The organism is Mycobacterium sp. P4_H6 (assembly GCF_056400845.1).
This window is the reverse complement of record NZ_JBFUKN010000125.1, coordinates 1-13,956: the sequence shown is the minus strand read 5'-3', so window position 1 is coordinate 13,956 and position 13,956 is coordinate 1. Positions and strand designations below refer to the sequence as shown.

The 13,956-nt window shown below is 68.6% G+C and carries 13 protein-coding genes; 4 read left to right on the top strand and 9 right to left on the bottom strand.

The window, feature by feature from the left end:
• Together AC1DTF_RS30285 and AC1DTF_RS30280 are read left to right on the top strand one after the other, a co-directional pair.
• On the top strand, positions 1-1,769 hold a 1,769-nt coding region (locus AC1DTF_RS30285), incomplete at its 5' end, for a hypothetical protein (RefSeq protein WP_477476727.1).
• Positions 1,770-1,943: 174 nt separating this feature from the next.
• On the top strand, positions 1,944-2,696 hold the full coding sequence (locus AC1DTF_RS30280; RefSeq protein WP_057169500.1) for an enoyl-CoA hydratase: 753 nt from the start codon (positions 1,944-1,946) through the stop codon (positions 2,694-2,696).
• Between the two features lie 3 nt (positions 2,697-2,699).
• On the opposite strand, the gene AC1DTF_RS30275 is transcribed toward AC1DTF_RS30280, so the two are convergent.
• The 8 genes from AC1DTF_RS30275 to AC1DTF_RS30240 form a co-directional block, all read right to left on the bottom strand.
• The gene (locus tag AC1DTF_RS30275) at positions 2,700-3,815 is read right to left on the bottom strand and encodes a dihydrolipoamide acetyltransferase family protein (protein ID WP_477476726.1); all 1,116 of its coding nucleotides are present in this window, start codon (positions 3,813-3,815) and stop codon (positions 2,700-2,702) included.
• The gene (locus tag AC1DTF_RS30270; protein WP_477476725.1) at positions 3,808-4,851 is read right to left on the bottom strand and encodes an alpha-ketoacid dehydrogenase subunit beta; all 1,044 of its coding nucleotides are present in this window, start codon (positions 4,849-4,851) and stop codon (positions 3,808-3,810) included. The genes AC1DTF_RS30275 and AC1DTF_RS30270 overlap by 8 nt, the downstream gene beginning before the upstream one ends.
• A gap of 4 nt (positions 4,852-4,855) precedes the next feature.
• Complete coding sequence (pdhA, locus tag AC1DTF_RS30265; protein WP_477476724.1) at positions 4,856-5,962, bottom strand: pyruvate dehydrogenase (acetyl-transferring) E1 component subunit alpha; 1,107 nt, start codon at positions 5,960-5,962, stop codon at positions 4,856-4,858.
• 94 nt (positions 5,963-6,056) lie between these two features.
• A complete protein-coding gene (locus AC1DTF_RS30260) occupies positions 6,057-6,869 on the bottom strand; it encodes an HpcH/HpaI aldolase/citrate lyase family protein (RefSeq protein ID WP_477476723.1) in 813 nt (270 codons plus the stop codon).
• Positions 6,869-7,360, bottom strand: coding sequence for a MaoC family dehydratase (locus tag AC1DTF_RS30255; RefSeq protein ID WP_057169495.1), 492 nt, complete (start codon positions 7,358-7,360; stop codon positions 6,869-6,871). The genes AC1DTF_RS30260 and AC1DTF_RS30255 overlap by 1 nt, the downstream gene beginning before the upstream one ends.
• A complete protein-coding gene (locus tag AC1DTF_RS30250) occupies positions 7,357-8,520 on the bottom strand; it encodes an acyl-CoA dehydrogenase family protein (RefSeq protein ID WP_477476722.1) in 1,164 nt (387 codons plus the stop codon). Before AC1DTF_RS30250 ends, AC1DTF_RS30255 begins: the two co-directional genes overlap by 4 nt.
• Complete coding sequence (locus AC1DTF_RS30245) at positions 8,517-10,496, bottom strand: acetyl/propionyl/methylcrotonyl-CoA carboxylase subunit alpha (protein ID WP_477476721.1); 1,980 nt, start codon at positions 10,494-10,496, stop codon at positions 8,517-8,519. The genes AC1DTF_RS30250 and AC1DTF_RS30245 overlap by 4 nt, the downstream gene beginning before the upstream one ends.
• Position 10,497: 1 nt before the next feature.
• Complete coding sequence (locus AC1DTF_RS30240; RefSeq protein ID WP_477476720.1) at positions 10,498-12,036, bottom strand: carboxyl transferase domain-containing protein; 1,539 nt, start codon at positions 12,034-12,036, stop codon at positions 10,498-10,500.
• Positions 12,037-12,129: 93 nt separating this feature from the next.
• Here AC1DTF_RS30240 and AC1DTF_RS30235 point away from each other — a divergent pair, with 93 nt between their 5' ends.
• Together AC1DTF_RS30235 and AC1DTF_RS30230 are read left to right on the top strand one after the other, a co-directional pair.
• On the top strand, positions 12,130-12,720 hold the full coding sequence (locus tag AC1DTF_RS30235) for an SACE_7040 family transcriptional regulator (RefSeq protein ID WP_477476719.1): 591 nt from the start codon (positions 12,130-12,132) through the stop codon (positions 12,718-12,720).
• An 81-nt stretch (positions 12,721-12,801) separates the two neighbouring features.
• Positions 12,802-13,563, top strand: a complete 762-nt coding sequence (locus tag AC1DTF_RS30230; protein WP_477476718.1) for an MmpS family transport accessory protein — start codon at positions 12,802-12,804, stop codon at positions 13,561-13,563.
• On the opposite strand, the gene AC1DTF_RS30225 is transcribed toward AC1DTF_RS30230, so the two are convergent.
• Positions 13,560-13,956 (bottom strand): MFS transporter (locus AC1DTF_RS30225; protein WP_477476717.1); only part of this gene is annotated, 397 nt, incomplete at its 5' end. The genes AC1DTF_RS30230 and AC1DTF_RS30225 overlap by 4 nt on opposite strands.

Sequence of the window (13,956 nt, the reverse complement as noted above, 5' to 3'; positions counted from 1 at the left end):
CCACCGGCCACGGCGGGTGCCGCAGCCTGGACGACAGCCGCACCGGGCGCAGCCGCCGCGGCTCCAGCGTCAGCGACCACAGCGGCGGGAGCACCGCCGACAACGGCGCCGGGTGCGCCGCCGACAACTCCGCCGGGGACGCCCGCACCGCCGGGCACACTGATGCCCGGAATGCTGATATCGGGAACCTCGATGTCGATATCCGGCACCGAAATCTCGGCAGGCGGACCGGCCACCTGGACCGGCGGCGCGTGCACCTCGATCGGAGGGGCAGCCACTTCCACCGGGGGCGCGGCCACCTCRACCGGCGGCAGAGCCACCTCAACGGGCGGCGCAGCCACCTCGACCGGCGGCAGAGCCACCTCCACGGGCGGCGCAGCCACCTCAACCGGCGGCAACGCCACCTCAACAGGAGGGGCAGCCACGGCAAGCTCCACGGGAGCTCCGCCCACGACGCCGCCACCGGTTCCACCTTCGACCACAGCGCCGACGGGAACCGCCCCACCACCGGTGGCGCCACCACCGGCAGCGCCTCCGCCTGCAGCACCGCCACCGCCCACACCCGCTCCACCGCCGCCACCAGCGCCGGCTCCACCTGCACCTGCCGCACCACCGCCACCGGCTCCAGCTCCACCGCCGCCACCAGCGCCGGCTCCACCTCCGCCTGCAGCACCGCCACCACCGGCACCACCGGCAGCTCCACCGCCACCCGCGCCGCCAGCGCCGCCACCGGCGTCACCGCCACCGATCGCGGCGGCAGGAGCCGCACCTTCACCGCCACCGACCACCGGTGCGGCCGCTGCGGGAGCAGCTGCGGCGCCGTCGATCACTGCTGCCGCGGGGACTGGCGCGCCACCTGCCGGCGGCACCACCGCAGCGGCATCCACAAGCGGGCCTGCAGGGGGACCTGCGGGACCGACATTCGCGGCCGCGGGATGAATCACGTCGCCGCCCGGGGCACCACCGCCGCTGCCACCGACACCTTCGCCGCCACCCGCGCCCGGAACGCCACCCTGGCCGACACGAGCCGCGGCATCCGCGAGCGGGGCGCCATCACCGAGTGCACCGGGAATCGGCGCGCCTGCGGTGTCCACGATTCCGGCCGGAGCGCCGCCGACCGCGCCCGCGGCATCCGCGAGCGGCGCGCCGACCGGCGCTCCACCTGCGATGGGCGCTCCACCTGCGAGAGGTGCACCGGCGCCGCCGGCTCCTCCGGCCGCGCCGCCCCCGGCACCACCAGCGCCACCGGCCGCAGCACCGCCGCCCCCGGCACCACCAGCGCCACCGGCCACAGCACCGCCGCCCCCGGCACCACCCGCGGCACCCGCACCTCCGGCACCTCCGCCGGCCGCACCCGCACCACCGGCACCGGCACCGCCGGTGGCGCCACCACCGGCACCCGCTCCACCAGCACCTCCGGCTGCGCCACCACCGGCGGCGCCCGCGGCGGGGATCGCACCAGCCGCAGTCGCGGGCGGGATGACGACAGGCGCGGCGCCGGCACCGGTGAACGGTGCCGCAATGCCTTGCAACGATTGACCCACATCAGGCGGGGACGCGGCCAGCTGCTGGACCATGCCGACGCAGGGCACGCCACCCGCGCTCGACTGCAACGCCGGTTGCGCTTGCGCCACCGCGCTCAGCAAAAGAGGCGGCGTGCACAATGCCGCCGCAGCAATCATGCTGACGGCCAGCCGATTCGACTTACTCACCATGTCATCCCCAAGCGCTTTCATATTGACGTCGCAGTCAGGGAGAAAGGTAAATGACATGGATGCAACTTCAACGCGCGACAGATGCGACGGTTACCGTTCCGATGCAAAGGAGATCCGGGGCTGTGACAGAACCGGGCAAAACACCTGGACAGCGCACCTGATCAGGTGTTGCGACGGCATGCCCGACCTCCGGTGTCCCCCACCGCGCCCGGTCCGTAGCCTGATGCCATGTCAGACCTTGTTCTCATCGACGTCGCCGATCACGTCGCCACCGTCACCGTCAACGATCCCGACCGCCGTAACGCGGTGACCGCCGAGATCTCGGCAGCCCTGCGCGCCGCGATCGATGCCGCCGAAGCAAACACCGATGTGCACGCCGTCGTGCTGACCGGCGCGGGCAAGGCGTTCTGCGCGGGCGCCGACCTGACCGCGCTCGGTGAAGCCGCCGAGGACGGACTGCGCATCATCTACGACGGGTTCCTGGCGGTCGCCGATTGCACCCTGCCCACCATCGCGGCCGTCAACGGCGCCGCGGTCGGCGCGGGACTGAACCTCGCACTGGCGGCCGACGTCCGAATTGCCGGTCCCGCAGCACTTTTCGATCCCCGATTCCAGAAGCTCGGCATCCATCCCGGTGGTGGTGCCACCTGGATGCTGCAGCGCGGCGTCGGCCCCCAGGTGGCGCGCGCGGCGCTGTTGTTCGGCAAACGCTTCGACGCAGACGAGGCGGTGCGGTATGGCCTGGCCCTCGAGGTTGCCGACGATCCGGTCGCCGCGGCGCAGCAACTCGCCGCCGGCCCGGCCGCCGCGCCGCGCGATGTGGTGATCGCGACCAAAGCGTCGATGCGTGCCACCGCCAACCCGGGTTTTCTCGACAGCGCGCAGCACGCGATCGCGGTGGACGTGGAGATCACACCGCAGGCACGATCCATCGAATCACCGGAGTTCCAGCGGCGGCTGGCCGCAGCCAAGAAGCACTGAGAGCTACAGGTCCGCGAGCGCCAACTCAGGGGTTTCGATCAGCTCACGCAGATCGGTCAGGAATGCCGCGACCTGGGCGCCATCGACGATGCGGTGATCGAAGGCGCACGTCAAAGACATCGTCGGGCGGGCGAGCACCTCACCGTCGATCACCACTGCCCGCGGTTTCAGCGAGCCCATGCCCAGAATGGCGGCCTCCGGGTAGTTGATCACCGGCACCCCGTCATCGAGCCCGAGCGCCCCGAAGTTGGACACGGTGAACGTCGACCCCATCAGCTCGGGCGGCCGCAGCCCGCCGCCGCGTGCACCCTGGATCAACCGGTTGACCTCGGTATCGAGTTCACGCGTGTTGCGCTGCTGGGCATCGGCGACCACCGGCACCAGCAGCCCGCGGGGAGTGGCCACGCCGACGCCCAGATGCACCGCGGAATGTGGGTGGATGCGTGGGCCGTCCGCGGTGTCCACCCATGTCGAGTTCAGCAACGGGTGACGCTGCAGCACCAGCGTCAGCAGCCGCAGGGTCAGCACGAACGGCGTGATCTGCAGGCGATCACGCAGCCTCAGCAACGCCGCACAATCGACCTGAACCCCGGCATGCGCATCGGGAATCTGGTTACGCGACAACGTCATCCGCTTGGCCATCTCGGCCTGCACCCCCGACAGCGCCCGCATGTCCGGGGTGGCCGACGCGGCGAGCACATCATCGCGGGTGACGATGCGATCCGGGCCCGTCGGCGCCACCTCGGTGAGGTCCACCTGGAGTTCGCGGGCCAGTCTGCGGACCGGCGGCTTGGCCCGGGCCCGCCGCGAGGTGTCCATGCGGTCGTCGGTGCCGTAACCCACCAGCACCGACTTCTGCGCTGTACCGGCAATGCGCACCAGGACCGCACCCACGGCCAGCGTGTCCCCTTCCTGCCCACCGAGTTCGGCGACGCGACCGGCGTAGGGACTGGGTATCTCGACCTCGGCCTTGTTGGTCTCCAGCGTGCACAACGTCTGGTTCAGGGCCACCTCGTCACCGACGGCCACCGACCAGCCGGTGATGGTGGCCTCTTCCAGGCCCTCCCCGAGATCTGGGACGCGGAAGTCGCGGAGTTCTGGCTTGTCGGTATCACTCATGTGCCAGAGACCTCTCCACACAGTCGAGCAGGCGGTCCACCCCGGGCAGCCAGATCTTCTCCAGCCGGGCCGGGGGGTAGGGCGTGTCGAATCCGGTGGCACGCAACACCGGCGCCTCCAGATCGTAGAAGAGTTCCTCGGAGATCCGCGCCGCCAGCTCGGCACCGAACCCGAGGGTGCGAGCACCCTCGTGCATCACCACACAGTGGCCGGTGCGGCGCACCGACTCTGCGACGGTGTCGAAATCGAGTGGATTGAGCGTGCGCAGATCGATCACCTCCAGATCCCACCCATGCTGTTCGGCGGCCAACTCTGCCGCACTGAGTGCGGTGTCCACCAGCCCGCCGTAGGTCAGCACGGTGACATCGGATCCTCTGCGCGTCAACGATGCCCGCCCGAACGGCAGCGCCGGCGCCTCGGTGTCGACGGTCCCCCGGGTCCAGTACCGACGTTTGGGCTCCAGGTAGATGACCGGATCCCGGCAGGTGATCGACTGGCGCAGCAGCCAATACGCGTCCGAAGGGGTCGAGGGCGCGACCACTTTCAGCCCCGCGGTGTGCAGCCAGTAGCTCTCGGTGGATTCCGAATGGTGTTCCACCGCACCGATACCACCGAAAGACGGGATGCGGACCGTGACCGGCATGTCGATATCGCCGTGGGTGCGCATCCGGTACTTGGCCAGGTGACTGACCATCTGGTCGAAGGCCGGCGCGGAGAACCCGTCGAACTGGATCTCGGGCACCGGGACGAACCCACGCACCGCCATCCCGATGGCAATCCCGATGATGGCCGATTCGGCCAGCGGTGTATCGAAACACCGTTGATCGCCGAAGGTTTCGGCCAGTCCGTCGGTCACCCGGAACACCCCGCCCAGCGTCGCGACATCCTCACCGAACACCAGCACCCGGTCATCGGCTGCCATCGCATCATTCAGCGCCTGGGTGATGGCCTGGGCCATCGTCATCGTCAACAGTGACGGACGGGGTTCGGGCAGGTCATCGCCGTGCGTCGAGGACCGCTCGATGATCTGGGTCATGGCCCTAGTCCTTCCCCAACTCGACGAGCAACTGGTCGCGCTGTCTGGCCAACTCCGGGGTGATCTCGTGGTAGACGGTGTCGAAAACCTCCGCGATGTCCATGTCCGGTGCACCGACGATGGCGTCGCGCAACTCGCCGCGCAGCCGCACGGCCCGGGCCTCGACTCGTTCGGTGAGCCGATCCGTCAGCACCCCAACCGATCTGAGGTACGTCTCGTACCGTTGGATCGGGTCCCGGGCCGCCCACTGCTCGACTTCCCGAACCGATCGGTAGCGGGTGGGGTCATCGGAGGTGGTGTGCGGCCCCATCCGGTAGGTCAGCGCCTCGATGAAGGTCGGCCCACCCCCGTCGCGGGCGCGCTGGGCGGCCTGGGTCATCACCGCGAAACAGGCCAGCACGTCGTTGCCGTCGACGCGGACGGCCGGCATGCCGTAGCCGGCCGCACGGTGCGCCAGCGACTGGGCGGCGTGCTGCCGGGTGACGGGCACCGAGATCGCCCACTGGTTGTTCTGCACGAAGAACACGCACGGCGACCGGAACACCGCGGCCAGGTTCAGCGCCTCGTGGGCGTCGCCCTCGGAGGTGGCGCCGTCGCCCATGAAGGCCACCGTCACCGAGTCCTCGCCGAGGCGCTGGGCGGCCATCGCCGCGCCGACCGCGTGCAGGCCGTGGGCGCCGATCTGGATGCAGATCGGCGCGCAGCACTTCTCGGTGAACGACAGCCCGCCGTGCCAGGTTCCCCGCCACACCGCACCCATGTTGGCAGGCGCGATACCGCGGGTCAGGAACGCGCCGAGCTCGCGGTACTGCGGGAACAGCCAGTCCGTCTTGCGCAGGCAGGCCACCGCTCCGACCTGGGCGGCCTCCTGACCGCGGCAGGACGCGTAGAGGGCGAGTTCGCCCTGGCGCTGCAGGTTGATGAATTCGGTGTCGAGTGCTCGGGTGACGACCATCTGCTCGTAGAGCCAGGCCAGCGTCTCGGGCGGCAGGTTCCGGCGGTATCCCCCGGCACGGTGGTCGTCGCTCGGCGTCCCGTCAGGGCGGAGCAACTGCACCAGCCCGTCATCGATCCTGGCGTCGTCAACCGTCGCATCACCCAACACAGCCATACCGCCTCCTTCAGGTGGCGGCATGTTCGGCCGCCATTCCGTGAGGTGCTCGGCACGGCTGCGGTCAGTGCGACCCCCTGGTCAGGGGTGCCGGCTAACTACCGGGGTGAGGCGCAAGCTGGACGATCCGCTCCGCCCGCCGCAGTACCGGGGCATCCACCATTATGCCCTCGAAAGCGAATGCGCCCCGCTGGTTTGTCGCAGCCGCCAATACGTGTCGTGCCCAGTCGACCTGTTCGTCCGAGGGTGCGTACCCCTCCCGGATGACCGTGACCTGCGTGGGGTGCAGCGCGACCTTGATGTCGAAGCCGACGGCGACGGCGTCGTCGGTCTCCCGGCGCAGCCCATCGAGATCCTTGATGTCGATGTAGACCGAATCCAGCGCCAGCTTGCCGTAGGCCTTGGCGGCCAGCAGCGACTGCGAGCGGACATGCAGGGCCACCCCGCGGTAGGAACCGTCGGGAAAGCGGTTGAGCGTCCCACCCAGCGAGCCGAACAGATCCTCGGCGCCCCACATCACCCCGATGGTGTTGTCGACGGCGGCGGTCTCGGCGACCTTGAGCGCACCCAGCGGGGTTTCCACGATGAGCACCACGTCCAGCGGCGCCAGGGCGCTCACCTGCTCGGCCGCCTCGCACTTGGGCAGCATGACGGTCGTATAGCCGGTGCGCTGCAGCGCCTCCAGGTCGAGTCGCTGGTCTTCGGTGCCGTGCGGGTTGATCCGGATGACGGTGCGGGCCGGATTCAGCGGGGTGTCGACGATGGCACGACGTGCGGCAGGCTTGTCACCGGCGCCGTCCTCCAGATCGAGGATGACGACATCGGCTGCGGCCGCGGCCTTCTCGAACCGTTCCGGGCGGTCGGCGGGGCAGAAGATCCACGCCGGGCCGATATTGTCGAGCGGCACTAGGCCTCCTGAGGTTTCTTGCGCACCATGGTCTTTCGCGACGCGGTCGCCACGATGTCGCCGTGCTGATTACGGCCGGTGTGCGCGAAGGTGACGATACCTTCGCCGGGCCGGCTCTTGGACTCCCGCTTGTCGGTCACCTCGGACTCCGCGTAGAGGGTGTCGCCGTGGAACAGCGGTTTGGGGAAGGCGATGTCGGAGAAGCCGAGGTTGCCGACGATGGTGCCCTGGGTCAGCTGGGTGACCGACAATCCGACCAGCGTCGACAGCGTGAACATCGAATTGACCAGCCGCTGGTTGAACGGCGGCAGCGCATCGGCGAACGCCGCATCCAGGTGCAGTGCCTGGGTGTTCATGGTCAGCGTGGTGAACAGCACGTTGTCGGCCTCGGTGATGGTGCGGCCCGGCTTGTGCCGGTACAGCACACCGGTTTCGAACTCCTCGAACCACAGGCCGCGTTGCTCGACGATGCGCTTGGGCGTATCGCTCACAGTCCCAACTCCCGCCCGATCAGCATCAGCTGCACTTCGGTCGTCCCTTCACCGATTTCGAGGATCTTGGAATCCCGGTAATGCCGGGCCACCGAATACTCGTTCATGAAGCCGTATCCACCGAAGATCTGGGTGGCGTCACGCGAGTTGTCCATAGCGGCTTCGCTGGCCACCAGCTTGGCGACCGACGCGGCCTTCTTGAACGGCTTGCCCGCCAGCATCAGCGCGGCGGCGTCGTAGTAGGCGGTTCGGGCCACGTGGGCCCGGGCCTCCATCCGGGCGATCTTGAAGGCGATGGCCTGATAACTGCCGATCGCGGCGCCGAAGGCTTCACGTTCCTTGGCGTACTTCACGCTTTCGTCGACGCATCCCTGCGCCGCACCGACCGACAGCGCGGCGATCGCGATGCGGCCTTCGTCGAGGATGCGCAGGAAGTTGGCATAGCCACGGCCGCGCTCACCCAGGAGGTTCTCCTGCGGCACCCGGACATCGTCGAAGCTCAGCGGATGGGTGTCCGAGGCGTTCCAGCCGACCTTGTTGTAGGCGGGTTCGGCGGTGAATCCCTTGGTGGGCACCGGGACCAGGATGGCCGAGATCTCCTTCTTGCCGGTGCCGGTCTCCCCGGTGACAGCGGTGACGGTGACCAGCTTGGTGATGTCGGTGCCGGAGTTGGTGATGAACTGCTTGGAGCCGTTGATGATCCAGTCACCGCCGTCCTCTTTGGCGGTGGTCTTGGTGGCCCCGGCGTCACTGCCGCCGCCGGCCTCGGTGAGCCCGAAGGCACCGAGCGCCTTACCGCTTGCCAGTAGCGGCAGCCACTCCTGCTTCTGTGCGTCATTGCCGAACCGGTACACCGGCATCGCGCCCAGCGAGACCCCGGCCTCCAGGGTGATGGCCACGCTCTGGTCGATCTTGCCCAGTTCCTCCAAGGCCAGGCACAACGCGAAGTAGTCGCCGCCCATGCCGCCGTACTCCTCGGGGAACGGCAGGCCGAACAGCCCCATCTCGGCCATCCCGGACACCACTTCGTACGGGAAGCTGTGTTCTTCATCGTGTTTGGCCGCGACGGGTGCGACAACGCTCTGCGCGAAATCGCGCACCGTCTTGGCCAGCTGTGCGTAGTCGTCCGGCAGTGCGCCCGTGGACAGATAGTCGCTCATTCCTGAGCCTCCTTTGCTGCGGTGATTCGGGCCAGCGGCTGGCCCACCTTGACCTGGTCGCCCACGGCGACGAGAAGTTCGACCACACCGTCGACGGGTGCGGACAGTGCGTGTTCCATCTTCATCGCCTCCACGGTGAAGACGACGGTGCCCGAGGTGACATCGGCGCCGTCGATGACGCCCACGGCGACAACAGAACCCGGCATCGGGCTGAGCAGTTCGGCGTCACCGGCGTGTTCGTCGTCGGGACGTACCGGCGCCGCTCGCACCTCGTGGACCGCAATGGTGCGGTGCGGGCCGGCCAGCCAGACGTATCCGGCGTCGGCGGCGACGACATACTCGGCGCCGATGTCGTCGATGGTGAGGTGCAGCTGCCGGCCCCGGCGCACCGCGCTGATCCGATAGGTGGCGCCGTGCTCGACCTCGGCGGTCGCGGCATCCGGGGCCCCGGTGATACGCACATGATCCACCCGCTCCCCCGCGCCGAGCCGGATGACCGTCGGGGCGGGSGCACCGGTGCGCCACCCCGAGGGCACCGACCACGGATTGTCGTCCGCGGCCGCCCAGGTCTGCAGCCAGCGGTAGGCGGCGGCGGCGATCAACTCGTGATCGGTGGGTTGGGGCGCCACGTAATCCGGGGTGCGCCGATCCAGCAGGCCGGTGTCCAACCGACCGGCGGCGACATCCTCATCGGCCAGCAGGAAGCGCAGGAAGTCGATGTTGGTGGTCACCCCCAGCACGGCGGTCTCGGTCAGCGCGCGGTCCAGACCGCGCAGTGCGGTGTCCCGGTCCCGGCCGTGGGTGATGACCTTGGCCAGCATCGGGTCGTAGTCACTGCCCACCACGGTGCCGGCGTAGATCCCCGAATCGGTGCGCGCGCGTGGGCTTTCGACGACGTCGAGCACCGTGCCCCCGGTGGGCAGGAACCCGTTGCCGGGATCCTCGGAGTACACCCGGGCTTCGATCGCGTGCCCGGTCAGCGCGACCTCACCCTGCGCGATCCCGAGTTCGGCGCCCGCGGCGATACGCACCTGCTGCTCCACGAGGTCCACGCCGGTGACCAGTTCGGTGACCGGGTGTTCGACCTGCAGTCGGGTGTTCATCTCCATGAAGAAGAACTCATCGGGCGCGTCCGCGGACACGATGAACTCGACGGTCCCGGCCCCGGTGTAGTTGACGCTGCGGGCGGTGTTGCAGGCGGCCTCACCGATGCGGGCCCGGGTCGCCGCGTCCAGCAGCGGCGAGGGGGCTTCCTCGATGACCTTCTGATGCCGGCGTTGCAGGCTGCATTCCCGCTCGCCGAGATGGATGACGTTGCCGTGCCCGTCGGCGAGCACCTGCACCTCGATGTGGCGGGGGCGCAACACGAAACGCTCCAGGAACAGCGTGTCGTCGCCGAACGCCGAGGCCGCCTCGCGGCGCGCACTCGTCAGCGCAGCAGGCAGTTCGGCGGCCTCATGCACCACCCGCATGCCCTTGCCACCGCCGCCGGCCGACGGTTTCACCAGTACCGGGAAGCCGACCCCGGGCGCGCCGGCGATCAGATCGTCGTCGGTCAGGCCGGGCCGCGAAATCCCCGGGACCACCGGCACATCGAACTCCGAGACCGCGGCCTTGGCCGCGATCTTGTCGCCCATGGTCTTGATCGCGGGCACCGGCGGCCCGATGAAGACGATGCCCGCAGCGTGCAGGGCGGCCGCGAATTCGGCGTTCTCGGCAAGGAATCCGTATCCGGGGTGCACGGCCTGCGCTCCGGTGCGCTGCGCGGCGGACACGATCGCATTGATGTCCAGATAGCTCTGCCGTGCCGGCGCCGGCCCGATGCGCACCGCGATATCGGCCTCACCGACATGGCGGGCACCGGCGTCGGCGTCGCTGTACACCGCGACCGAACGGATACCCATATCGCGCAGGGTACGGATGACCCGTACCGCGATCTCACCGCGGTTGGCGACCAAAACGGTATGGAAAGTCATGTCACATCCTGAAGACGCCGTAGGACACCGGCTCCAGCGGAGCCTGTGCGACAACTGACAAGGCAAGTCCGAGAACCGTTCTGGTGTCCGCGGGGTCGATCACTCCGTCATCCCACAGCCGGGCTGTCGAGTAGTACGGATTGCCCTGGTGCTCGTACTGTTCACGGATCGGCGCCTTGAACGCCTCTTCCTGTTCCGGGGTCATGTCCCCGCGCACGGTGGCCAGCACCGACGCGGCCTGCTCACCGCCCATCACCGAGATCCGGGCATTGGGCCACATCCACAGGAACCGCGGCGAATACGCCCGACCGCACATCGAGTAGTTACCCGCTCCGTAGGAGCCACCGATCACCACCGTCAGCTTCGGCACCCGCGCGCAGGCCACCGCGGTGACCATCTTGGCGCCGTGTTTGGCGATGCCCCCGGCCTCGTAATCACGGCCCACCATGAACCCGGCGATGTTCTGCAGGAATACCAGCGGGGTGTTGCGTTTGTCGCACAGCTCGATGAAGTGCGCGCCTTTGACGGCCGACTCTCCGAACAGCACACCGTTGTTGGCGATGATGCCGACGGGATGGCCGTGGATGCGCGCGAATCYGGTGACCAGGGTGGTGCCGTATTCGGCCTTGAACTCCTGGAACTCGCCGCCATCGACAACACGGGTGATCACCTCGTGCACGTCATAGGGCACCCGCGAATCCACCGGCACCACGTCATAGAGCTCGGACTGGTCGGCGACCGGTTCGACGGTGGGCCGCACCTCCCACGGCGGGTCCTGTCGCGGCCCGAACGTGCCGACGATGCGGCGCACGATGCGCAGCGCATCCCGGTCGTCATGGGCCAGATGATCGGTCACCCCAGAGGTTTTCGAGTGCAGGTCACCGCCGCCGAGTTCCTCGGCGGTCACCACTTCACCGGTTGCGGCCTTCACCAGCGGCGGGCCGCCCAGGAAGATGGTGCCCTGGTTGCGCACGATGACGGCCTCATCACTCATGGCCGGCACGTAGGCGCCACCGGCGGTGCAGGAACCGAGCACCGCCGCGATCTGCGGGATGCCCTGCGCACTCATGGTGGCCTGGTTGAAGAAGATCCGGCCGAAGTGCTCGCGGTCGGGGAAGACTTCGTCCTGGCGCGGCAGGAACGCCCCACCGGAGTCCACCAGATACAGACACGGCAACCGGTTCTGCGCGGCGATCTCCTGGGCGCGCAGGTGCTTTTTCACGGTGATCGGGTAGTAGGTGCCGCCCTTGACCGTCGCATCGTTGGCCACGATCATGCATTCGCGGCCCGACACCCGGCCGATGCCCGCGATCATGCCCGCGCCCGGGCAGTCGTCGTCATACATGCCGTCGGCGGCGAGCGGCGCGATGTCCAGGAAAGGGCTGCCCGGATCGAGCAGCCCGTCCACACGGTCGCGCGGGAGCAGTTTTCCGCGTCCCACGTGGCGTTCTCGGGCCTTCTCCGGGCCACCCAGCGCGACTGCGGCCAGTTTGGCGCGCAATTCGGTCACCAGGGCGACATGCGCGTCGCGATGTGTCATCGATGAACCGTTTCCACTTGAGTTAATGGCGACTAACTCATATGATGTTAATTGCCACTAACTCAAATGTCCATGGCGGAAACGGAGCCGGGTATGACCACTGAGACTCCGCGCAGCAGGGCCAAATCCGATCGCAGGACCCAACTCATCGCTGCGGCCGAACGGCTGGTCGCCGAACACGGTTACCTGTCCGTCCGTCTGGAAGACATCGGCGCCGCGGCAGGAGTCAGCGGGCCCGCGATCTATCGACACTTCCCGAACAAGGAAGCACTGCTGGTCGAATTGCTGGTCGGTATCAGCACCCGACTGCTCGCCGGGGCACGCGAGGTCGTTGCGGACGCCGGCGACGCGGACGCCGCGCTCGACGGGTTGATCGACTTCCACCTCGACTTCGTGCTCGGCGAATCGGACCTGATCCGCATCCAGGACCGCGATCTCGGACACCTCCCGCCGGTGGCCAAACGCCAGGTCCGCAAGGCGCAGCGGCAGTACGTGGAGATCTGGGTGGACGTCCTGCGACAGGTCGATGACCAACTGGACGAGACCGAGGCCCGACTCAAATCGCACGCCGTGTTCGGCCTGCTGAACTCCACCCCGCACAGCGTCAAAATGCCCAGCACAGACCATGCCTCGCGGAGCATCCTGCGGGCCATGACCGTCGCCGCCCTGACGGCCGCACGCTGAGTTGTGCTCGGGCACAGCGACCGATCGGGGTCACCACCATTCCCAGGCCGCGCGGGTACCGTGTGACCACATGAGGTGGCAATGACCGATTCTCCACGCAGAGACGAGCCGACGCAGCGGCTCGACGGTGGACATTCCGGGTATTCGGGCTACTCCGATCCTGCCTATTCGGGTCAGCCCCCGTACGGCGTGCGCCCCACCGAGCAGTTGCCCGCGTACCCCGCCTACGGCTATGACCAGTCCGCGGGACAGTACGGAGGCGGTCCCTACGGCGGTCCGCCGCCGCCCCCGGGCGCCCCGCCGCCGGAGCCTCCCGGCACTCCGCGCTGGTTGTGGATCGTGGCCGCCATCGCCGTCGTCACCGTCATCGGTCTGGTCATCGCGCTGGTGATCGTCAACAGCTCCCAGCAGCAGACCGTCGTCGCCCCGGTACCCACGCTGTCCGAGTCCAGCGCTGCCGAACCGACGCTGAGCAGCACTCCACCGACCACGACGCGCCGCCCGACCACCACCAGCCGCCCCGCGCCGACGACCACCGCCGCACCGTCGGTGCCCGGCGGGTCGGCCACCCCCGGCGCCACCGAGACGGTGACCTACACCGTCGGCGGTGAGGGACGGGCCATCAACGTCACCTACGTCGATGACGGCGGTGTGCTGCAGACCGAGTTCAACGTGGTGCTGCCGTGGAGCAAGACGGTGAATCTGGCCCAGCCGGCCAAGCAGTCGGCCAGTGTCACCATCATCAACGTCGGTCGCGAGGTGAACTGCTCGATCAGCATTGATGGGACCCAGGTTCAGCAGCGCACCGGCTCGGGCCTGACGATCTGCAGCCCGATCGGTTAGACCACCTGCGCGGTGCGCGGAACGCGTACCCCCAGCATCAGCACCAGACCGAGCGCCAGCACCGCGCACAGCCCGCCCATACCCGCGCGGTCGGTGCCGAAGATGGCGATGAACAAGGCGAACATCCAGGGAGCCAACGGTGCGGCCGCGCGTCCGGTCGTCGTGTAGAGACCGAACGCGACACCTTCCTTGCCCGCGGTGGACATCCGCAGCATCTGGGTGCGCGCCGCCGACAGCGTCGGGCCGATGAACAGGCACAGCAACAGCCCGCAGATCCAGAACGCCAGCTGCCCGGACAGCGTCATCAGCGTCAGGCCGACCGCGATCATCAACGTGAGCGCGCAGACGATGACGGGCTTGGCGCCGAACCGGTCATCGAGCAGTCCGCCGGCC

Coding starts and splice junctions, on each gene's coding strand:
- AC1DTF_RS30280 (WP_057169500.1), top strand. CDS start 1,944: ATGTCAGACCTTGTTCTCATCGACGTCGCCGATCACGTCGCCACCGTC.
- pdhA (WP_477476724.1), bottom strand. CDS start 5,962: ATGGCTGTGTTGGGTGATGCGACGGTTGACGACGCCAGGATCGATGAC.
- AC1DTF_RS30275 (WP_477476726.1), bottom strand. CDS start 3,815: ATGAGTGATACCGACAAGCCAGAACTCCGCGACTTCCGCGTCCCAGAT.
- AC1DTF_RS30230 (WP_477476718.1), top strand. CDS start 12,802: ATGACCGATTCTCCACGCAGAGACGAGCCGACGCAGCGGCTCGACGGT.
- AC1DTF_RS30235 (WP_477476719.1), top strand. CDS start 12,130: ATGACCACTGAGACTCCGCGCAGCAGGGCCAAATCCGATCGCAGGACC.
- AC1DTF_RS30270 (WP_477476725.1), bottom strand. CDS start 4,851: ATGACCCAGATCATCGAGCGGTCCTCGACGCACGGCGATGACCTGCCC.
- AC1DTF_RS30250 (WP_477476722.1), bottom strand. CDS start 8,520: ATGAGCGACTATCTGTCCACGGGCGCACTGCCGGACGACTACGCACAG.